Raw genomic sequence first — 20,464 nt, forward strand, 5'->3', positions numbered from 1 at the left:
AGAAGGAAGGCATGTCACATGAGCAGCAACGAGCAGCCGCGCGGCCCCGTCGACTCCTCCCGCATCCCGCGGTACGCCGGACCCGCCACGTTCGCCCGGCTGCCCCGGCTCGACGAGGTCGGCCGTGCCGACGTCGCCGTGGTCGGCGTCCCCTTCGACTCCGGGGTCTCCTACCGTCCCGGTGCGCGCTTCGGCGGCAACGCCATCCGTGAGGCGTCGAGGCTCCTGCGCCCGTACAACCCGGCCCAGGACGCCTCGCCCTTCGCGCTCGCCCAGGTCGCGGACGCCGGCGACATCGCGGCCAACCCGTTCAACATCAACGAGGCCGTCGACACCATCGAGGCCGCCGCCGACGACCTGCTCGGAACCGGCGCCCGGATGATGACGCTCGGCGGCGACCACACCATCGCGCTGCCGCTGCTGCGCTCCGTCGCCAAGAAGCACGGGCCGGTCGCCCTGCTGCACTTCGACGCGCACCTCGACACCTGGGACACCTACTTCGGCGCCGAGTACACCCACGGCACCCCGTTCCGCCGTGCCGTCGAGGAGGGCATCCTCGACACCTCCGCCCTGTCCCACGTCGGCACCCGCGGCCCGCTGTACGGCAAGCAGGACCTCACCGACGACGAGAAGATGGGCTTCGGCATCGTCACCTCCGCCGACGTCTACCGCCGGGGCGCCGACGAGGTCGCCGACCAGCTGCGACAGCGCATCGGGGACCGCCCGCTGTACATCTCCATCGACATCGACTGCCTCGACCCGGCGCACGCCCCCGGCACCGGCACCCCCGAGGCAGGCGGCATGACCTCCCGCGAGCTCCTCGAGATCCTGCGCGGCCTCGCGTCCTGCAACCTCGTCTCCGCCGACGTCGTCGAGGTGGCCCCGGCCTACGACCACGCCGAGATCACCTCCGTCGCCGCGTCGCACACCGCGTACGAGCTGACCACGATCATGTCCCGGCAGATCGCCGACGCGAGGAAGACGCAGTGACCCACGACCACGACCTGGTGCTGCGCCCCACCGCGGCCCAGACCGAGGCGGCCCTGAACCCGCCGGCCGGCCGTAACGGCGGCGACCTCGTCGTCGAGACCCTCTCCGGACTCGGCGCGACGACCGTGTTCGGCCTGCCCGGCCAGCACGCGCTCGGCATGTTCGACGCGCTGCGCCGCTCGTCCCTGCGGTACGTCGGCCTGCGCGTGGAGAACAACGCGGGCTTCGCCGCCGACGCGTACGGCCGGGTCACCGGCGAAGCGGCACCGCTGCTGCTGTCGACCGGGCCCGGCGCGCTGATGTCCCTGGCCGCGCTCCAGGAGGCGGCCGCGGCGTCGGCGCCCGTGCTGGCGATCGGCAGCCAGGTGCCCTCCGCCGGGCTCGGCGGCGGCCGCCACGGCTATCTGCACGAACTGCGCGACCAGCAGGCGTCGTTCCGCGACATCGTCAAGTCCGTGCACGTGGTGCGCACGGCCTCCCAGATCCCGTCCGCGATCGCGGCCGCATGGGAGTCGGCGCTGACCGCCCCGCACGGACCCGTCTGGGTCGAGATCCCGCAGGACGTCCTCCTCGCCGGGACCACCCTCCCGGTCGTCACCGCCATGGACGCCACACCCGACGACGTCGTGCCACGGCCCGAACTGACCGCCGTCGCCGCCGACCTGCTGTCGAACGCCGCCCGGCCGGCGATCATCGCAGGCGGCGGAGTCGTACGCTCCGACGCCTCGGGCAAGCTGCTCGCGCTCGCCGAGAAGCTCGACGCGCCGGTCGTCACCACCTTCGGCGGCAAGGGCGCCTTCCCCTGGGAGCACCCGCTCTCCCTCCAGTCCTGGCTGGAGGACCGCCACACCACCGACTTCCTGGAGTCGGCGGACGTGCTGCTCGTCGTCGGCTCCGGCCTCGGCGAACTGTCCTCGAACTACCACACGTTCGCCCCGCGCGGCCGGGTGATCCAGATCGAGGCCGACCTCGGCAAACTGGAGTCCAACCACCCGGCGCTCGGCATCCACGCGGACGCGCGCCTCGCGCTGTCCGCCCTGCTGGAGACGGTGTCGGACCGCGAGGACCCCTCGGCCGCCACGTCCGTGCGGGACGTACTCACGGCGGTCCGGGCCCGGATCGACTCCCAGGAACTCACCCTGGAGCAGCGGATCCTCGCCTCCGTCCGTGACGCGCTGCCCGACGACTCGCCCAGCTTCTGGGACATGACGATCCTGGCCTACTGGGCCTGGTCGGCCTTCGACGCCCGCAAGCCCAACACCATGCACTCCGCCCAGGGCGCCGGCGGCCTCGGCTACGGCTTCCCCGCCGCCCTCGGCGCGGCCGCCGCCGACCCGTCCCGGCCCGTCCTCGCCGTCTCCGGCGACGGCGGCGCGATGTACTCCATCGCCGAACTGGCCACCGCACGCCAGTACGGCCTGCCGGTCACCTGGCTGATTGTCGACGACGGCGGTTACGGCATCCTGCGCGAATACATGACGGACACTTTCGGCGAGGCCACCGCGACCGAGCTGGCCCGCCCGGACTTCGTGGCGCTGGCGGAGTCCTTCGGCGTCCCCGCCGTCCGCACGAGCCCGGAGTCCCTGTCGGAGGACCTGGCGAAGGCCTTCGCCAGGTCGGGCCCGTCGGTGGTCGTCCTCCCGGCGCTGCTGCGCATGTTCGCCCCGACGCATCTGTGACGGCCCCCTTCCGGTGACGGTCCGGCCCCGACGCCTGCCCCTTCCCGGGCGGCGGGGCCGCGGCCACGGCTGAGGGCACCCGGAGGCAGGTTCCGTGCGACAGTCCGTGCGCCCGGGCCACCGTGCCCAGCCCGCACCTGGTCCCGTGCGATGCCCTGCCGGTAACCGTCCTGGTCCACCGCCGGCTCTCCCCGGGCGGCGGGACCGGGTCAGGCCGGTGCGACGAAGCCCGACTCGTAGGCGGCGATGACCGCCTGCGTCCTGTCCCTCGCGCCCAGTTTGGCCAGCACCGCGCTGACATGGGTCTTGACGGTCTCCGTGCCCACGAACAGCTGCGCCGCGATCTCCGAGTTGGACAGCCCGCGGGCCATCAGCCGCAGGACGGCGGCCTCCCGCTCGGTCAGCGCGGCCCGCTCCATCGCCGTGCGCGCCGCCGAGTTGCCGTACTCCGCGGCCAGTGAGCGTACGGCCGCGGGGAACAGCAGCGACTCTCCCTCGGCGACCAGCCGCACCGCGTGCACGATCTCCGCCGGGCGTGCCCGCTTGAGCAGAAAGCCGTCGGCGCCCGCCCGCAGCGCCTCGTACACGTACTCGTCGTTCTCGAAGGTCGTGACCACCAGGATCTTCGGTGGGTCGTCGACCGTGCGCAGCACGGCACGGGTCGCCTCGATGCCGTCCATCAGCGGCATCCGCACGTCCATCGCCACCACGTCCGGCCGCAGCTGCCGCACCAGCGGGATCACCGCGGCCCCGTCGGCGGCCTCGCCGACCACCTCGATGTCCGGCTGGGCCTCCAGCACGGCACGCAGCCCCGCCCGTACAAGAGGTTCGTCGTCGACAAGCAGCACGGTGATCGGCACCCGTTCAGCGTAGGCCGTCGAGCGGCAGCCCCACCTTGACCCTCCAACTGTCCTCGTGCGGACCGGTCGTGGCCTTCCCGCCGAGCAGCGCGGCACGCTCCCGTATACCGCGCAGCCCACTGCCGCGGGCGGTAGGAGTGACCGGGCCGGTCAGGGAGTTGACGACCTCCAGGTCGAGCCGGCCGTCGGCGACGGCGATCCGCACCCGGGTGGGCACCGGGCCGGCGTGCCGCAGCACGTTCGTCAGCGCTTCCTGCACGATGCGGTACCCCTCCCGGGACACCGGACCCGGTACGAGCGTCAGCGGACCCGTCACCTCTGCCTGCACCTCCGCACCGGACGCCCGCGCCGACTCAAGCAGCCGGTCGGCGTCGGCGAGCGTGGGGCGGCTGCCGACCGGCTGCCCCGATTCGCGGAGCACGTCCAGCACGCGCTCCAGGTCGTCCAGCGCCGCGCGGCCCGTCTCCTCGATCGCGGCCAGCGCCCGCTCGGTGAACTCGCTGTCCCCCGCGGCCCGCGCCGCTCCCGCCTGCACCACCGCCACGGTCAGCGCGTGCCCGATCGAGTCGTGCAACTCCCGGGCGATGCGGTTCCGCTCCAGCAGCTGCTCGGTGCGCTCCTCCAGGGCGGTGAGCCGCTCGGCCGCGGACGTGCCCAGCAGGCGCCGGGCGATGGCGGTGATCAGCTCCCCGACGCCCACGACAGCGGCGAGAAGAACCGCGAGCGGCAGTGGCGCGAGCAGCCCGTACCACCAGTGGCCGTCGCCGGCGGGCAGCGGGACGATCGAGTCCGAATCGGGCTGCTCGCCCCACGCGAGGCGGGCCAGGTCCACCGATGCGCCGAGCAGGTGCACCGTCAGCATCCCGGTGAACAGGCCCAGGCCGAGGCGTATCTCCAGCCACAGGGCCGTACGCCACCGGTCCGCCCAGGTGACCGAGGACGAAACGGCGATACCGGACGTGTCGTCCTTGTACCCGTACGGCGACAGCAGGAGCCGGGCCTGCAACCCTTCGACGAGCCGCATCGCCGGGACGAACCCGAGCAGACCGAGCAGGATCACCGGCATGTACAGATGCGTCGTGTCGATGAACAGCCACACGCCCAGGACGATGGTGCCGATGAACAGGTGCAGCCAGCGGGTGTAGGTGACACGGCGGGTGATCCGACGGGTCAGCGGACGCAGAAAGCGGAACATTCCGTCATCGTGCCAGCGGCACCGGCCGTGACGGCTCCCCCTCACGGGGGAGACGGTCTCCTCCGGCGGGGGAGGCAGCCGGCCCGGTCCGGCGGCGAGGCTGATGCCATGACCAGCATCGACGTCACAGAGCTCACGAAGGAGTACGGCGGCAGGCGCGCCGTGGACGGGCTCACGTTCACTGTCCGCCCCGGCAAGGTCACCGGCTTCCTCGGCCCCAACGGGGCAGGGAAGTCGACGACCATGCGCCTCGTCCTCGGCCTGGACCGGCCCACTTCGGGCACGGCCACCATCGGCGGCCGCCCGTACGCGGAGATCGACGAGCCGTTGCGCCACGTCGGCGCTCTGCTCGACGCGCAGGCGGCCGTGGGTTCCCGCACCGGCCGGGACCATCTGCGCGTCCTCGCCGCGGCAGCGCGGATACCGGCGCGGCGCGTGGACGACGTGCTGGAACAAGCAGGGATCGTGAGCGCGGCGGACCGGCGGATCAAGACGTACTCGCTCGGGATGCGTCAGCGGCTCGGAATTGCGGCGGCGCTGCTCGGCGACCCCGAGGTCGTGCTGCTCGACGAGCCGTCGAACGGCCTGGACCCCGAAGGGATCATCTGGATCCGAGGGCTCGTCCGGCAGCTGGCCGCCGAGGGAAGGGCCGTCCTCGTCTCCAGCCATCTGATGAGCGAGACGGCCTCGTTCGCCGACCACCTGGTGGTCCTGGGCAAGGGCCGGCTGCTCGCCGACACCGGCATGAGGGAGTTCATCGAGGAGTGGACCACCCCTCGCGTCCGCCTGCGCACCACTGACGACGTCCGGCTGAGTGCCGTCCTCGCGGAGAAGGGATTCCATCCCGTGGCGGATGACGACGGCCGCTGGACCGTCGAGGGCGCGCGGGTCGAGGACATAGGGCCGCTCACCGCCGAGGCCGGCATCCCGATCCTCGAACTGGCCGGTGAGGAGCCCTCGCTGGAGCACGCCTACCTCGCGCTCACGGCCGGCGAGGCCGAATACACGACCCCCCGTCCCACCGCTGCCGTCCAGGAGGCCTGAGCATGTCGTCCTTCGCCCCCGTCCTGCACTCCGAGTGGCTGAAGATCCGCTCCGTGCGCTCCCAGTGCCTCGCGCTCGCCGCCGTGCTCGTGTCGACCACCGCGTTCTCGGTCCTGATGTGCGCGACCCTCAAGGCGGAAGACACGTCCGAAGCGGGATTCGACCCGGTGCGCGCCTCGTTCTTCGGCCTCAACTTCGGGCAGATAGCGGCCATCTGCTTCGGCTCGCTCGCCGTGGCCGGCGAATACCGAAACGGAGCCGTCCTCGTCTCGCTCACCGCCGTCCCGCGCAGGGGCCTGTTCTACACGGCCAAGCTGACGGTCGTCGGACTGCTGGCTCTCGCCGTCGGCCTCCTGACGAGCGCGACGTGCTTCGTCCTCGGGCAGGCGGCGCTCGGCGACCGGGGTGTGGGAATCGGTGAACCAGGTGCGCTGCGGTCCGTGGTGGGATGCGGCGTCTACCTCGCGCTCATCACCCTGTTCGCCGCCGGGCTGGCGGCGGTGCTGCGCAGCGCCCCCGCGGTCATGGGAATCCTCATCCCGTTCCTGCTGATGCTGTCGTTCGTCCTCGGGGACGTCTCCGAGGGCGGCGGCTGGGTCGACTTCCTCCCGGACCGCGCGGGCCAGCAGATCCTGCTCCAGAATCCGGACGGGCCGCTGAACCCCTGGACGGGGACGGGTGTCCTGGTGCTCTGGGTGGCGGCGGCGCTGTGGGTGGGCGGCCGGCGGCTCACGCGACGGGACGCCTGAGGCCGGTCGCGCCGACCGCATCCCGCCCCACCCGGCGGCCGGCCCGCCCGGCCCGCCCGGCCCGTCAGGGTTTGGCCGGTCCGCCCCGGGACTGACGTCCGTCCGGGCACTGACGAGCCGTCCCTCACTTCGTGCCGGTGGGTGGGTGCCTACGTGACCACTCTCCACTTCAAGCCGCAGCGGTGGAACGCCCCTCACGTGCCACCGGCGGTGGTCGTGTCCGCGAACGAATGGTGCTCGTGCGCCACGACCCAGCGCCCCTTCTCCTTACGCAGCCCGACCGTCAGCCGCAGGCGGCTCTCGGGGTGCTCCGCCAGCTCCTTGGGCGTTCCGCAGCGCAGCAGCGCGTACGCGAAGGCGGCGTCCCCGCCGGCGGTGACGTCCAGCGACACGATCTCGAACGAGGCACCCTGCGCCTGCCACTCGAAGAAAGGCGGCCATGTCTCGCGATAGGCATCGATACCCCGGACACCGTCATGCGGCGGCGGCACGTCGAACATCACGATGTCGGCGGCGTGATCTGCCAGCACTTCCGGCAGGTCACCCCGGTGAACGGCTTCGGCCCACCGCTCGATCAGGCTCCGGATCTCTGCTTCGTCATCGGCCATGCCGGTTCACTCCTTGTGCCTGGTGTACGGACCTGCACCAGGACAGACTCCGGAACAAGGCCCGATTCATCGGTCAGCGAGGCGGGAGCACCCTGACGAGTCCGGAGTACGGTCCGCCCGTCAGCTCCGGGAAGAGCCGACCCCCGCCAGCACCTCCCGCAGCCCGGCCACGCTCGCCCGCCATGTGGGGCCGGCATCGGTCTCGTCCCAGAGCTCCATCAGTTCCGACGGCTTCCTGAGTGTCCGGTCGAGTGCCTCGACCGCGAGCATCCGCAGGTCGGCGGGGAGAGCGGGGACGGGCTCGTCCGGGCCGTAGGGCGTCGTCACCGCCTCCCCGCCGGGACACTGCGCGGCGACCAGCGCCGCGGCGGCCACCGCTTCGGCCGCCTCGTCGCTGTCCAGGTAATCGTCGGTGCCGACGACGCGCAGCAGCGCCTCGCGCAGGATGCCAGGACGCTCGCTCTCGGCCGCGTCGTCCAGCGTGCCGGAGAAGTCCGCCGCGGTGTCGTTGTCGAAGTGCCCGATGTCCCAGGTGCCCATGGTGTCCCCCGTTGTGCCGTCGGCCGGCTCTCCGGCCGGTGGTCCTGTCCGCCGTCCGACAGGCGTACGCCGGTGGATGACGTCTCGGCCCGTCCGCTCTTCGTGACGTACCGGCATCGTGGCAGGGGCCACTGACAATCGGTCCTGGCTCACGGTCTTCGCGTATCGCCTGCGCGTATCGCCTACGCGCCGGGCACCGGAACGCGTGACAGGCACCGCGTCGGCTCACCAGTCGCGCCACTCGCCCGCGATGTCGTCACCGTCCATGCCGTTGCGGCCGGCCAGGGCGGCGACGTCCACGCCGTGCTCGGCAAGGACGGCGTCGATGTACTCGCACAGGTCCTCACGCTCGACCGTGCAGTACGCGCCGTGCTCGCCGTCGACGGCGTTCAGCGCGAGGACGACCCTTCGTACCGCCGCGAGCACCTCCTCGTCGCCGGGGGCGCTCCCGAGACCCGCCACTTCCGTCTCGTAGACGCCGAGGGCGACGTCCGTCGCGGCGAGCAACTGCGGGGTGTACGGCGTGCCGGTGGCGGCGTACCGCGCTGCTGCTGCCCGCCAAGCGGCCGAGGGCCTGATCGTCATGCCCGGACCGTAGCGCCCGCCACCGACACCGGCCCGGAGGTGTCCTCAGCCCTGGGACCCCACATCGGGCGGCGTGCCCCGTGTCCACGCCACGAGCAGGGCGGTCGCCGAGATGCGCCAGCCGGCCGGGGTTCTGGCGAGCTCGGACTCGGTGTGACCGGCGGAGACGAAGACCTCCTCGGAGCCGTCCGCGAGGACATGCGTGCTGAGCTGGGCGCCGCGGGCCGTGGCGCGGTCGCCGTCGATCTCGATGACCGTGTTGCTCCCCAGGTGCACGGTCCTCTCGAAGAGGTTCATCGCCCGCCGGACGGTCGCCAGCAGGGCGTCCCGCCCGCGGACAGTACCGACGGGCATCTCGGCGGTGACGTCCTCCGTGTGGAAGGCGCGGGCCCACTCCTCGTCGAGCGGCCCCTCGTCCAGGGACCGCAGATACCGGTCCAGCAGATCCGTGATCTCCGCCCGGTCGGCGAGGGCGCGCAGCTCGCGCCGCATCAGTTCGATGTCGGTGTGCATGTCGATGTCGGTGTCCATGCGGGCGAGCCTGTTACGTCAAGCGCGCTTGAGGTCAAGGGCGCCCGAGTGCGGCGCGTTCGGCGCGGCGTCGACCGACGTGGGTCAGCCTGCCGCCACCTGCTCCTTGACCCGGGGCCGACTCGCGGAGCGGCGCTCGAAGGCGGACACCTGAGCGACGACCGAGGCGTAGAACCGGTCCACCGCGTCGTCCACGCTGCGGATGAACCCGGTTTCGGCGTTCCCGCGCGTAGCTCCCATGCTCTTGAACAGAGACAGACGGAATCCGATTATCCGGGCACCGTCCTTGGGGAGGAGGTCACCAGGCTCGGGGCGCAGTCGTTCCAAGGTGCCCCGCGGGCCCTTTCCGTCCTCGATGAGGGTTTCCACGTGGAGATCGGCCGGTGCGTCGGCCAGTGCGCGGACGAGGCGCTTCACCGAGGTGAGGGGGTAGTTGCCCTCCGGCGTCTGGACGTCGACGGATGTACGCAGTTTTCCTGTCCTGAGGTCGGCGACTATGGCCAGCACCCCGGGTGTGTCTTCGATGCGCATCTCCGCAGTCAGGCGCCCGTCGTCACAAAGCTGGTCCGCGAGGGCGACACGCCGGGTCTGAGGGTCGGTGCCCCGCTTGGCGCGCTGAACGGGCAACGCCTTGCGGCCCAGTTCGCCGCCGAGCCGCAAACAGACCTGGCGGACGAGCTGCTCCCAGCTCTCCACGACCTCCAGGGCCCTCGGATCCCCTTGGCACAGGGTTTCCGCATCGATGCCGTTGCGGACGGGAACCCAGGCGGGCCCCATGTTCTGGAACCCGTGGCAGCCCGAGTTCTCGTGCTGCAGGTAGTGGAGCAGTTCCTGCAGGAGCCACGCGTGGGTGGCGTTGCCCACGCCTTCGTGACGGATGAGCAGCTGGGCCTGGTGGGCCACCTCGGCCCAAGAGAGGTGCCACAAGGTCACCTTGTGCTTTCTGCGTCCGTCGGTCCGTACGTCGACCAGAGGGCGGCCTTCCAGTTCTACGTCGTTGGAGAGGGTGATCACGGCCTCGTAGCCACGCCGGGCCGCGATGTCCATGTAGTTCTGGACCTGCTCGGACCTGAGTGCGTTGCCGTTCGTCTTCGTCTCGACCAGAGCTGTCCAGAGTTTGCCCGCCCGCTCCACGCGAATCACGCCGTCCGGTCGCTTCGGGCTGTCCCCGTGCGGGAGGGCCACTTCCACGAAGGTCTGCATGCGCCCGGCCGGGGCGCCGAACGCCGCGGTGAGCCGACGCCCGAATTCCGGGACCTCCGCCATGACGGAGAGCAGCACGGAGGTGGCTCGCATCTCACGTTCTCTGTCGCTCTTGAGTGACGAGGCGGGGAACAAACGCGCCGGCCTCCACGAGTCGTTCTCGGCGAGCGTCGGTCTTACCGTCCTCGGAAGGGTGATCTTCTTCTTCACCGTCCGAGGTCCGCGTGCTCGGGGAGAAGCGGGCTCGACCGGGGACGATCGGACGGGGCCGGGCTGTTCGGGCACGACGAGCACCTCCGACGGTGTCGGCGGCACCGTCCCGGGGTCCGTCGCCGGTTCCGCCGTCCCCATCGGCCGGTCGGTGCTCTCCTCGTCGCTCTCCTCGTCGACAGTGATGCCGAAGTCTGTGGCCAGCCCTGCCAGACCGGTTTCGTACCCCTGGCCGATGGCCCGGAACTTCCAGTCCGTTCCCCGCCGGTACAACTCGCCGAAGATGAAGGCGCTCTCCACGCCGGCGTCCGTGATCGAGAAGCCGAGCAGTGCTTCCCCCGCGCGGTCGGCCACCGTCACACGGAGGTCGTTCAGTTCCCCGAAGGTAGAGCCGCCGTACTGACTCGCGGCGACGACGATGCGCTCCACACCCGCCGGCACCGCCGTCAGATCAAGGCTGATGCGATCCTCGTTGCCGTCGTCGGTCGGCTTCTTGCCCAGGAGCTGCACGCTGCCGTCGGCCGCTGCCGGGTTGTTGTAGAAGAAGAAGTCCGTGTCGCTCCGTACCTTCCCGTCGGCATCCAGGAGGAGCACGGACACATCGGCGTCACCGTCGCCGGTCGCGCTGTTCCAGCGCAGGCTGACGACCACGGCGTCGGTGTCCTCACTCAGGGCCGTCAGGCTGACGTTGGATCCCTTGGTCATCTCCTGCATGGAGCCCCCCAGGCCTGCAGCCGCGTCCGGGCACGCCGAAGCAGCCGCCACGTGCGCGTCGCTCTGTGACATCTTTCGCACTCTGAGTGCGCCTTCGGTGAACCGTAGCGCTCACAAGTCGCCTGTGTGGAGATGATGTGAACATCCGGTTGAGTTTCCTGAACGGCGATCGCGCGCCTCGCCTCCCGGTCCTAGGACCCCGGACCGGTCTTCGGCGCCGACCGGTCGCGGAGGGATGAAATCCGTCGGCCGCCGCGTTGGTGCCTTGCGGAAGATCAGGCCCGCGATCGGATCCGAGGATCAGGTCGGACGGGCCCGCGGCGGTATCGACGGGGAGGCATCACGTGGCGGCGGCACCAGCAGCGCAAGGGTGGGCACGGCGGTTGTCCGGGTACGCATGGCGGTACCGGCTCAACGTCGTACTCGCTCTCGGCTCGTCGCTGGGCGGCATGGCCGTCATGGCGCTCGTACCGCTGATCATCAAGGTCGTCATCGACGATGTGATCACGGCGCAGACACGCTCGCTGAACACCTGGACCGGGCTGCTGATCGCCGCCGCCCTCGCCGTGTACGTGATGACGTACGTCCGGCGCTACTACGGCGGGCGGCTCGCCCTCGATGTGCAGCACGACCTGCGCACCGACATGTACGGGACGATCACCCGGCTCGACGGGCGGCGGCAGGACGAGCTGTCCACCGGGCAGGTCGTGGGGCGGGCCACCAGTGACCTGCAGCTGATCCAGGGGCTGCTCTTCATGCTCCCGATGACCATCGGGAACTTCGTGCTGTTCGGCATCTCCCTCGTCGTCATGGCGTGGCTGTCACTGCCGCTGACCCTGATCGCGCTCGCCGTCGCCCCCGCACTGTGGGTCATCGCCAAGCGCAGCCGCACCCGGCTGCATCCGGCCACCTGGTACGCGCAGAGCCAGGCCGCGGCCGTCGCCGGGGTGGTCGACGGGGCGGTCAGCGGTGTGCGCGTCGTGAAGGGCTTCGGGCAGGAGGAGCAGGAGACGCAGAAGCTGCGCGAGGTGAGCAGGAAGCTCTTCGCGGGGCGGATGCGCACCATCCGGCTGAACTCGAAGTACACGCCCGCGCTGCAGTCCGTCCCGGCCCTCGGCCAGGTCGCGATGCTGGCGCTGGGCGGCTGGCTGGCCACGAAGGGCGACATCACGCTCGGTACGTTCGTCGCCTTCTCCGCCTATCTCGCGCAGCTCGTGGGGCCGGTGCGGATGCTGGCCATGGTGCTGACCGTCGCCCAGCAGGCCAGGGCCGGTGTGGAGCGGGTCTTCGACCTGATCGACACGCAGCCCGGGATCAAGGACGGCACGAAGGAGCTGCCGGCCGACGCCCCGGCCACCGTCGAGTTCGACGACGTGAGCTTCGAGTACGCGGAGGGCAAGCCGGTCCTCGACGGGTTCTCGCTGGAGATCGCCGCCGGCGAGACCGTGGCGGTCGTCGGCGCGTCCGGCAGCGGCAAGTCCACCGTCTCGCTGCTGCTTCCCCGCTTCTACGACGCCACCCGCGGCGCCGTACTGGTCGGCGGCCACGATGTGCGGGAGCTGACGTTCGACTCGCTGCGGGCGGCCATCGGCCTCGTACCGGAGGACAGCTTCCTCTTCTCGGACACCGTCCGCGCCAACATCGCGTACGGGTACCCGGAAGCCACCCAGGAGGAGATCGAGAAGGCGGCCCGTGCCGCCCAGGCGGACCGTTTCATCGCCGAGCTCCCCGAGGGCTACGACACCAAGGTCGGCGAGCACGGCCTCACGCTCTCCGGCGGCCAGCGCCAGCGCATCGCGCTCGCCCGCGCCATCCTCACCGACCCCCGGCTGCTGCTCCTCGACGACGCCACCTCGGCCGTCGACGCCCGTGTCGAGCACGAGATCCACGAAGCGCTCAAGCACGTCATGGCCGGGCGTACGACGCTGCTGATCGCCCACCGCCGTTCGACCCTGAACCTCGCCGACCGCATCGCCGTGCTCGACGGCGGCCGGCTCGCCGACATCGGCACGCACCGGGAGCTGGAGCAGCGCTGCGCGCTGTACCGGCGGCTGCTGACCGACCCGGACGAGCTGGGCGGCGTCTCACCCGGCCACATCGTCCGGCAGGCGGCCGCCCCCGAACCGGACGAGGACCGCACCGTACGGGACGAACTCGACGCCGAGTTCGACGTGGAGCGCGGCATCACGCCGCGGCTGTGGGCGCGGGACGAGAACGCGGAGGAGGCGAAGGAGGAGCCGGGCGCGACGCCGGAGCTGCTGGCCCAGGTCGAGGCGCTGCCCCCGGCCACCGACACCCCCGACATCGACGAGGCGCGGGCCACCCGCCCGGAGCCCGCCGGTGCGACCGCCGGCGAGGGCGGCAGGCTGCGTGCCGTACTGAGCGGGTTCGGACTGCCGCTGCTGGTCAGCCTCGGTCTGGTCGCCGTCGACGCCGGCATGGGCCTGCTGCTGCCGATCCTGATCCGGCACGGCATCGACGAGGGTGTGGAGCAGGTGGCCCTCGGCGCCGTGTGGGCGGCCTCGCTGCTCGCCCTGGCGACCGTGCTGGTGCAGTGGGCGGCGCAGATCGGCGAGACGCGGATGACGGGCCGCACCGGTGAACGGGTGCTGTACTCGCTCCGGCTGAAGATCTTCGCGCAGCTCCAGCGGCTCGGTCTCGACTACTACGAGCGTGAGCTGACCGGCCGCATCATGACGCGGATGACGACGGACGTGGACGCGCTGTCCACGTTCCTCCAGACGGGTCTGGTCACGGCGTTCGTCTCGGTCGTCACGTTCTTCGGGATCATGGTCGCCCTCGTCGTCATCGACGTGGAACTCGCCCTCGTCGTCTTCGCGACGCTGCCCGTCCTGATCGTCGGCACGTACTTCTTCCGCAAGCAGAGCGTCAAGGCGTACGAGCTCGCCCGTGAACGCATCAGCGTCGTCAACGCCGACCTCCAGGAGTCCGTCTCGGGTCTGCGGATCGTGCAGGCGTTCCGCCGGGAGCGCACCGGCCGGGAGAGCTTCGCGGCCCGCAGCGACAGCTACCGCCAGGCCCGGGTGCGCGGCCAGTGGCTGATCTCGATCTACTTCCCGTTCGTGCAGCTGCTGTCGTCGGTGGCCACCGCCGCCGTCCTGATCGTGGGCGCGGGCCGGATCGAGGCGGGCACCCTGACGACGGGCGCGCTGGTCGCCTACCTGCTGTACATCGATCTGTTCTTCGCGCCCGTGCAGCAGCTCTCGCAGGTCTTCGACGGCTACCAGCAGGCGGCCGTGTCACTGCGCCGCGTGCAGGAACTGCTGCGCGAGCCGGCCTCGACGCTCACGCCGGCCGAGCCGCACCCGGTGCGGGCACTGCGCGGCGACATCGGCTTCGAGGACGTGTCGTTCGCCTACGGGGACGAGGAGGAGGCGCTCACCGGCGTCGATCTGCGCATCCCGGCCGGGCAGACCGTCGCCTTCGTCGGCGAGACGGGCGCCGGCAAGTCGACGCTGGTCAAGCTCGTGGCCCGGTTCTACGACCCGACGAGCGGCCGGGTCACCGTCGACGGCAAGGATGTGCGCGAGCTGGACCTGACCGCGTACCGGCACCGCCTCGGCGTCGTCCCGCAGGAGGCGTACCTCTTCTCCGGCACCGTCCGTGACGCCATCGCCTACGGCCGTCCCGGCGCGAGCGACGCCGAGGTGGAGGCGGCCGCGCGGGCGGTCGGCGCGCACGACATGATCGCCACGCTCGACGGCGGCTACCTCCACGAGGTCTCGGAGCGGGGCCGCAACCTCTCCGCGGGGCAGCGCCAGCTGATCGCCCTGGCCCGCGCCGAACTCGTCGACCCGGACGTGCTGTTGCTCGACGAGGCGACGGCCGCGCTGGACCTCGCGACGGAGGCGCAGGTCAACCAGGCGACGGACCGGCTGACCGGCCGGCGTACGACCCTCGTGGTCGCCCACCGGCTCACCACCGCCGCCCGCGCGGACCGCGTGGTCGTGATGGACCACGGCCGCGTCGCCGAGGACGGCACCCACGACGAACTGCTCGCCCTGGACGGCCGCTACGCCGCCCTGTGGCGCACGTTCGTCGGCGAGGGCACGGAGGACATAGGGGAGGACGAGCCCGCGACGGTGTGACGCCACCGGATCCGGCCCGACTGCGCCGCTCTCCGATACCGGCGGGTCTGCGCGGCTTCCCGTCACCGGGCCGTCTGCGCGGCTCTTCGTCCCGGGCCCGTCCGCGCGGCTCCCCTCACCGGCCCGCCGCCCGGCTCTCTGCCCCCGGCTGTCCGCGCCGCCCTTCTCACCGCCCGGTCCCGGTCCGCGCGGCTCCCCGGCACCGCAGGAGCGGCAGGGCGGCAGGAGCGCCAGCGCCGCCGCCGCCCGCCGCGCCGCCGCCGCCCGCCGCGCCGGCGGCCACCGCCGGGCGCCGCCCGCCGCACTGGCGGCCACCGCCGGGCGCCGGGCGGTAGCAGCCCGTAGCGGCCGGTAACGGGCGCAACCGATCCCAGGCCCCGCGCGTCGTACGCAAGTACGGAGCGGTGGCAGTGGGGAGCAAACGTGTTCGATGGGACGGGGATCAAGGGCAGGGGACGGCCGGGCCGCGTCATAGGGCGGGTGCTGGCCGTGGTCACGGCGGTCGCGGCGTTCACCGTCGCCGCCCCGGGCGTCCAGCAGGCCGACGCGGCGGCGCCCTGCCCGGGCCGGCTGGCCAAGACCGTCACCTTCTCGACCGGCGAACTGCGCGTCTACGAACGCGGTGACTACGCCTGCGCCGTCACCCTCGCCAAGCGTCCCGGCGTCCGCCGGTCCATGTCGGTCTCCCTCCAGCCCCGGGGCGGACGTGCGGACACGGACAGCGGGAGGTTCACCCGGCAGGCCGGGCCCGTCACCGTGCACGCCCTCAACCGCTGTGTACGCGCCACCGGTTCGGTCTCCGGGACCTCGCGTTCCACCGGGTGGATTCTGTGCTGATGCGCCAGTAGGGCTCAACCTGGTCTGGCGGGGCCTGTGTTGACACCGCTAGGTTCACCGCGACCACTTGATCTCAAGGGGAGATCTCCAGGGGAGGGTGAATGCGCAAGGCGCTCAGATGGCTGCTGTCGCTCGTGGTGCTCATAGGCACCGTGAGCGCGGCCGGCGTGACGGCGGGTGCGGCCACCGCCGCAGAGCCGGCGACCGGCACGGACATCAAGGACCGGATTCTGTCGGTCCCGGGAATGAGTCTCATCGAGGAGAAGCCGTACCCGGGTTACCGTTTCTTCGTCCTCAACTACACACAGCCGGTGGACCACCGGCACCCGTGGCGCGGCACGTTCAAGCAGCGGATCACCTTGCTGCACAAGGACACCGATCGCCCCACCGTCTTCTTCACCTCCGGCTACAACGTCTCCACCACGCCGCGCCGCAGCGAGCCGACGGCCATCATCGACGGTAACCAGGTCTCCCTGGAGTACCGCTTCTTCACGCCGTCGCGTCCCGCGCCCGCCGACTGGTCCAAGCTGGACATCTGGCAGGCGGCGAGCGACCAGCACCGGGTGTTCAAGGCGCTGAAGAAGATCTACGACAGGAACTGGCTCTCCACGGGCGGCTCCAAGGGCGGCATGACCGCCACCTACTACGAGCGCCACTACCCGGACGACATGGACGGCGTCGTCGCGTACGTCGCGCCCAACGACGTCGTGAACAACGAGGACCGGGCGTACGACCGGTTCCTCGAGAACGTCGGTACGCAGGAGTGCCGCGACAAGCTGAACGCGGTCCAGCGCGAGGCCCTGGTGCGCCGGGAGCCGCTCGAGGCGATCTACGAGAAGCAGGCGGCGGACGGCGGCTACACGTTCGACACCGTCGGCAGCCTGGACAAGGCGTACGAGGCCGTCGTCCTCGACTTCGTGTGGGCGTTCTGGCAGTACAGCCACGTGTCCGACTGCGAGGCGATCCCGGACGCGGCGACCGCGTCCGACCAGGAGATCTTCGACACCGTCGACGCCATCTCCGGCTTCTCCTTCTACGCCGACCAGGGGCTCGCCACCTACACGCCGTACTACTACCAGGCGGGCACCGAGCTCGGTTCGCCCGACATCAGGCAGCCGCACCTGGACGGTCTGAGCCGCTACGGCTACCAGCCGCCGCGGAACTTCGTGCCGCGTGACATCTCCATGCGCTTCAAGCCGTGGGTGATGAAGGACGTCGACACCTGGGTGCGGCACAACGCCGACCGGATGATGTTCGTCTACGGCGAGAACGACCCGTGGGGCGCCGAGCCGTTCCGGGTCGGCAAGGGCACCCGCGACAGCCACGTCTACACCGCGCCGGGCGCCAACCACGGCGCGAACGTCGCCGGTCTGGTGGCGGACGAGCGGGCGGAGGCCACCGCCGCGATCCTGCGCTGGGCGGGCGTCGCCCCGGCCGCGGTCCAGGAGGACCCGGCGAAGGCCAGGCCGCTGGCGAAGGCCGACGCGAAGCTCGACAAGCGCGACCTCGAGCGCGAGCCGATGCTGCGCCCGTAACCGGGCAGCGGCGAAAAGGGCCGTGTCCGCAGCCTTCTCCGGCTGCGGGCACGGCCCCTTCACTTTCGGTCGGCGGCTACCGGTACGTCAGCCCGTGGCCGATCGGGAACAGGACCTGTGACGGGTCGTCGGCCCGCTGCACCGGCACGGGGAGACGGCCCTGCGGGTCCGCCCGGCCCGCGATCACCCGTACCGCGGCCCGCAGTTCGACATCGGTCCACGAGTAGGCCGCCAGGGCGGCGGCGACCCCCTCGAGCCTGGCGATGTCGTACGGGTTGCGGATGGCGAGCGCGACCACCGGCACGCCGGTCGCGACCAGCCGGGCCACGAGCGTGCGCTGGGAGCTGGTCGCGGAGACGTTGTACGTCCCGACGACGACCACGTCCTTGCCCTGGGCCGCGGCGACCGCCTCCGTGATCTTCGCGCTGCTGGGGGCGGTTCCGGTCGACAAGGCGGTGGCCGTGAAGCCCAGCTCGCCGAAGGCGGCGGCGAGTACGGTCGTCGGCGGCCCCGTCGTGCCGCTGGGCGATGCCGGATCGGCGCCGACGACCAGGACCTCGCGATGGCTGCGGCGGCTGAGCGGCAGCAGTCCGTCCGGGTTGGTGAGCAGCGTCGTGGTCCGCTCGGCGATCCGGTCGGCGGCGGCGAGATGCGCCGGGGCGCCCACCGTGCGCCCGACCTCCCGCTGCGTGACGAACGGGTCGCGGAACAGGCCGAGCTTCTCCTTGAGCAGGAAGATCCGCAGGATCGATTCGTCGAGCCGGGCCTCCGTGACCTCGCCGCTCCTGACCGCGTCCAGCACACCGTTCCAGGCGACGGCCAGATCCGGCGGGTTGAGCAGCTGGTCCACCCCAGCGAGCAGTGCGAGAACCGGCACCCGGTGGTCGCCGTACTTCTCCCGCACGCCTTCCATGTTGAGAGCGTCCGTGACCACCACGCCGTCGTAACCCAGCTCCTCGCGGAGGATGCCGGTGAGGATCGGCCGGGACAGCGTCGCCGGGTCGTTGCTGGGGTCCAGCGCCGGGAACTGGATGTGCGCCGTCATGATCGAGTCGATGCCGGCGGCGATGGCGGCCCTGAACGGCGGTGCGTCGATCTCCTCCCACTCCTGGCGGGTGTGGGTGATCACCGGGATGCCGGTGTGGCTGTCGACGGTGGTGTCGCCGTGTCCGGGGAAGTGCTTGGACGTCGCCGCGATGCCCGCGCTCTGGTAGCCCTTGACCTGGGCGGCGACCATCCGGGCGACCGCGGCCGGATCCGCGCCGAAGGACCGCACGCCGATCACCGGGTTGGCCGGGTCCACGTTCACATCGGCGACGGGGGCGTAGTTCTGGACGATGCCCATCGCGGCGAGCTCGCTGCCCGCGATCTGCGCCGCCTTGCGGGCGGCGGACGCGGATCCGCCGGCGCCGAGGGCCATCGCCCCCGGCATCAGCGTCGCCGGCCTGCCGACGCGGGCGACGATGCCGTGCTCCTGGTCGGTGGAGATGAGCAGCGGTACGGGGTTCCGCTGATCGAGCGCGGCCCGCTGGATGCCGTTGGACAGACCGGCGATCTGTTGCGGGTCACGGGTGTTGTGCGCCCACGCGAAGTAGATGATGCCGCCGACGTGGTACTCGGCGATGAGCTCGGCGGCGTTGCGCACGCCCATCTCTTCGAGATTGAGGTCGATGTCGGCCTGGTCGGGGTCGGTGGCGGAGTGCCCGTAGACCCGCATCACGAAGAGCTGGCCGACCTTCTCCTCGATGCTCATCCTCGAGATGAGCCGCGTGAGCCGGTCCTTGGTGCCGCGGGTGACGGCTGCGGGCGCCGCGACGGCGGGTAGCGCGGTGGTGGCGACGGCGCCCGCGGCGACGGCGGTCGCGGTGAGAAGAGTGCGTCTGGAGAGGTTCCGGTCGTGCACTGGTGCTCCTTCCGGCCTTGCTCTACATGCTCGACATGGGTGTGGCACAAGGGGAGTTGAAGGAAACTGCCAAGGTGACACGGATATCCGGAAACTAACTGCCAGGTCAAGGCCCCGCGCACAACCGTCACCGGACCGGCGGCCCACGGTCCGCGCCGGAACGGCTGCCTGGAGAGGGCCCGCCGCGGAACGGTCTGCCTTGAGCGGGCCCGGCCGCCTCGCCGTCCGCGCGCCGGATCGGCCTGCCCGAGCCAGGGGCGGTCAGCGCGCGGAGACCTCCGGCCACAGCTTCTGCAGCGTCCGCACCGTCTCGGTGATCGCGGGCCGTCGCGCCGCCCCCGTGCGCCACAGGGCGTGCAGCCGCCGCGTCGGCACCGGCGCCAGTTGCACGGCCACCACCTGGGGCGGCAGGGCGCCACGGCCCAGCCGGGGCACCAGCGCGATGCCGAGCCCCGCCGCCACCAGGGCGACCTGGGTGTGGTTCTCCTCCGCCTGATGGGCGATCAGCGGCTCGCAGCCGGCCGCCCGCAGGGTCCGCAGCAGCCAGTCGTGGCAGACGGTGCCGGGCGGCTGGGTGATCCAGCGCTCGTCCTTGAGGTCCTCGCGCCGCACGGAGTCGGCAGTGGCCAGGGCGTGGCCGGCGGGGACCAGCACGTCGCACATGTCGTCGCCGATGACGGCCTGCTCGACGCCCGGCGGGGTCGGCAGCGGGGCGATGTCCCAGTCGTGCGCCACGGCCAGGTCGATCGCGCCGCGGGCGACGAGATCGACCGACAGGTGCGGGTCCACCTCGTGGAGCCGGGCGTCCAGGCCGGGATGGCGACGGGCGAGGTCGGCGAGGACGTACGGCATCAGTCCGCGGGAGGCGCTGGCGAAGCAGGCGATCGTGAGCCGTCCGGCCGGCTCGCCGCGCCGCTCCTCGAGACGCACCTCCGCCTCCTCGACCAGGGACAGCAACTGCTGGGCCGTCGCGGCGAGTTGCCTGGCCTCGTCGGTCAGCCGGACGCCCCGGCCCTCGCGCTCGAGGAGCGTCGTGCGCGTCTCACGCTCCAGTTTGGCGATCTGCTGGGAGACCGCGGACGGCGTGTAGCCGAGCGCGGCCGCCGCGGCGCCCACCGTGCCGTGGACGGAGACGGCGTGCAGTGCGCGCAGCCGGCCGAGATCGAGCATGG

16 protein-coding genes are annotated in these 20,464 nt (G+C 71.6%); 7 read left to right on the forward strand and 9 right to left on the reverse strand.

What is annotated here, in order from left to right; genetic code table 11:
* The first annotated feature begins 18 nt into the window (after nucleotides 1-18).
* Both speB and AB0K36_RS05230 read left to right on the forward strand, forming a co-directional pair.
* Complete coding sequence (gene speB, locus AB0K36_RS05225; protein ID WP_356623035.1) at nucleotides 19-990, forward strand: agmatinase; 972 nt, start codon at nucleotides 19-21, stop codon at nucleotides 988-990.
* Complete coding sequence (locus AB0K36_RS05230) at nucleotides 987-2,669, forward strand: thiamine pyrophosphate-binding protein (protein WP_364588532.1); 1,683 nt, start codon at nucleotides 987-989, stop codon at nucleotides 2,667-2,669. The genes speB and AB0K36_RS05230 overlap by 4 nt, the downstream gene beginning before the upstream one ends.
* A 209-nt stretch (nucleotides 2,670-2,878) precedes the next feature.
* On the opposite strand, the gene AB0K36_RS05235 is transcribed toward AB0K36_RS05230, so the two are convergent.
* Both AB0K36_RS05235 and AB0K36_RS05240 read right to left on the reverse strand, forming a co-directional pair.
* Nucleotides 2,879-3,529 (reverse strand): response regulator transcription factor, encoded by a 651-nt coding sequence (locus AB0K36_RS05235; protein ID WP_364588535.1) that lies wholly within the window; start codon nucleotides 3,527-3,529, stop codon nucleotides 2,879-2,881.
* Between the two features lie 4 nt (nucleotides 3,530-3,533).
* Nucleotides 3,534-4,724: a sensor histidine kinase gene (locus AB0K36_RS05240; protein ID WP_364588538.1), complete on the reverse strand. Its 1,191-nt coding sequence runs from the start codon at nucleotides 4,722-4,724 to the stop codon at nucleotides 3,534-3,536.
* A 108-nt stretch (nucleotides 4,725-4,832) separates the two neighbouring features.
* Between AB0K36_RS05240 and AB0K36_RS05245 the strand changes: the two genes are divergently transcribed.
* Together AB0K36_RS05245 and AB0K36_RS05250 are read left to right on the forward strand one after the other, a co-directional pair.
* Nucleotides 4,833-5,768, forward strand: coding sequence for an ATP-binding cassette domain-containing protein (locus tag AB0K36_RS05245; protein WP_364588541.1), 936 nt, complete (start codon nucleotides 4,833-4,835; stop codon nucleotides 5,766-5,768).
* Nucleotides 5,765-6,517 carry an ABC transporter permease gene (locus AB0K36_RS05250; RefSeq protein ID WP_435877789.1) on the forward strand — a complete coding sequence of 251 codons (753 nt, stop codon included), beginning with the start codon at nucleotides 5,765-5,767 and terminating at the stop codon, nucleotides 6,515-6,517. Before AB0K36_RS05245 ends, AB0K36_RS05250 begins: the two co-directional genes overlap by 4 nt.
* A 194-nt stretch (nucleotides 6,518-6,711) precedes the next feature.
* Here the strand turns inward: AB0K36_RS05250 and AB0K36_RS05255 are convergent, their stop codons facing one another.
* The 5 genes from AB0K36_RS05255 to AB0K36_RS05275 form a co-directional block, all read right to left on the reverse strand.
* Nucleotides 6,712-7,125, reverse strand: coding sequence for a YybH family protein (locus AB0K36_RS05255; protein ID WP_364588547.1), 414 nt, complete (start codon nucleotides 7,123-7,125; stop codon nucleotides 6,712-6,714).
* 120 nt (nucleotides 7,126-7,245) lie between these two features.
* Entirely contained in the window at nucleotides 7,246-7,665 is a 420-nt protein-coding gene (locus AB0K36_RS05260; RefSeq protein WP_364588550.1) for a DUF4259 domain-containing protein, read from the reverse strand.
* Nucleotides 7,666-7,890: 225 nt separating this feature from the next.
* Entirely contained in the window at nucleotides 7,891-8,250 is a 360-nt protein-coding gene (locus tag AB0K36_RS05265) for a hypothetical protein (RefSeq protein WP_364588553.1), read from the reverse strand.
* Between the two features lie 45 nt (nucleotides 8,251-8,295).
* A complete protein-coding gene (locus AB0K36_RS05270) occupies nucleotides 8,296-8,781 on the reverse strand; it encodes a nuclear transport factor 2 family protein (protein WP_364588556.1) in 486 nt (161 codons plus the stop codon).
* An 84-nt stretch (nucleotides 8,782-8,865) separates the two neighbouring features.
* On the reverse strand, nucleotides 8,866-10,899 hold the full coding sequence (locus tag AB0K36_RS05275) for a TerD family protein (RefSeq protein WP_364588559.1): 2,034 nt from the start codon (nucleotides 10,897-10,899) through the stop codon (nucleotides 8,866-8,868).
* 353 nt (nucleotides 10,900-11,252) lie between these two features.
* Here AB0K36_RS05275 and AB0K36_RS05280 point away from each other — a divergent pair, with 353 nt between their 5' ends.
* From AB0K36_RS05280 to AB0K36_RS05290, 3 genes are all read left to right on the forward strand, one after another.
* Complete coding sequence (locus AB0K36_RS05280) at nucleotides 11,253-15,017, forward strand: ABC transporter ATP-binding protein (protein ID WP_364588562.1); 3,765 nt, start codon at nucleotides 11,253-11,255, stop codon at nucleotides 15,015-15,017.
* A 423-nt stretch (nucleotides 15,018-15,440) separates the two neighbouring features.
* Nucleotides 15,441-15,854 (forward strand): hypothetical protein, encoded by a 414-nt coding sequence (locus tag AB0K36_RS05285; protein ID WP_364588565.1) that lies wholly within the window; start codon nucleotides 15,441-15,443, stop codon nucleotides 15,852-15,854.
* Nucleotides 15,855-15,955: 101 nt separating this feature from the next.
* Nucleotides 15,956-17,389, forward strand: a complete 1,434-nt coding sequence (locus AB0K36_RS05290; RefSeq protein WP_364588568.1) for a S28 family serine protease — start codon at nucleotides 15,956-15,958, stop codon at nucleotides 17,387-17,389.
* A gap of 76 nt (nucleotides 17,390-17,465) precedes the next feature.
* Here the strand turns inward: AB0K36_RS05290 and AB0K36_RS05295 are convergent, their stop codons facing one another.
* Both AB0K36_RS05295 and AB0K36_RS05300 read right to left on the reverse strand, forming a co-directional pair.
* Nucleotides 17,466-19,292 carry a glycoside hydrolase family 3 protein gene (locus AB0K36_RS05295; protein ID WP_364588570.1) on the reverse strand — a complete coding sequence of 609 codons (1,827 nt, stop codon included), beginning with the start codon at nucleotides 19,290-19,292 and terminating at the stop codon, nucleotides 17,466-17,468.
* A 261-nt stretch (nucleotides 19,293-19,553) separates the two neighbouring features.
* A complete protein-coding gene (locus tag AB0K36_RS05300) occupies nucleotides 19,554-20,462 on the reverse strand; it encodes a LysR family transcriptional regulator (RefSeq protein ID WP_364588864.1) in 909 nt (302 codons plus the stop codon).
* Nucleotides 20,463-20,464 lie beyond the last annotated feature (2 nt).

Source organism: Streptomyces kurssanovii, from assembly GCF_040677245.1.
GTDB lineage: Bacteria > Actinomycetota > Actinomycetes > Streptomycetales > Streptomycetaceae > Streptomyces > Streptomyces kurssanovii.

Bases quoted from the DNA above. Each gene is read 5' to 3' on its own strand.
- speB (WP_356623035.1), top strand. From the start codon at position 19: ATGAGCAGCAACGAGCAGCCGCGCGGCCCCGTCGACTCCTCCCGCATC.
- AB0K36_RS05240 (WP_364588538.1), bottom strand. From the start codon at position 4,724: ATGTTCCGCTTTCTGCGTCCGCTGACCCGTCGGATCACCCGCCGTGTC.
- AB0K36_RS05245 (WP_364588541.1), top strand. From the start codon at position 4,833: ATGACCAGCATCGACGTCACAGAGCTCACGAAGGAGTACGGCGGCAGG.
- AB0K36_RS05255 (WP_364588547.1), bottom strand. From the start codon at position 7,125: ATGGCCGATGACGAAGCAGAGATCCGGAGCCTGATCGAGCGGTGGGCC.
- AB0K36_RS05260 (WP_364588550.1), bottom strand. From the start codon at position 7,665: ATGGGCACCTGGGACATCGGGCACTTCGACAACGACACCGCGGCGGAC.
- AB0K36_RS05265 (WP_364588553.1), bottom strand. From the start codon at position 8,250: ATGACGATCAGGCCCTCGGCCGCTTGGCGGGCAGCAGCAGCGCGGTAC.
- AB0K36_RS05270 (WP_364588556.1), bottom strand. From the start codon at position 8,781: ATGGACACCGACATCGACATGCACACCGACATCGAACTGATGCGGCGC.
- AB0K36_RS05275 (WP_364588559.1), bottom strand. From the start codon at position 10,899: ATGACCAAGGGATCCAACGTCAGCCTGACGGCCCTGAGTGAGGACACC.
- AB0K36_RS05290 (WP_364588568.1), top strand. From the start codon at position 15,956: ATGCGCAAGGCGCTCAGATGGCTGCTGTCGCTCGTGGTGCTCATAGGC.
- AB0K36_RS05300 (WP_364588864.1), bottom strand. From the start codon at position 20,462: ATGCTCGATCTCGGCCGGCTGCGCGCACTGCACGCCGTCTCCGTCCAC.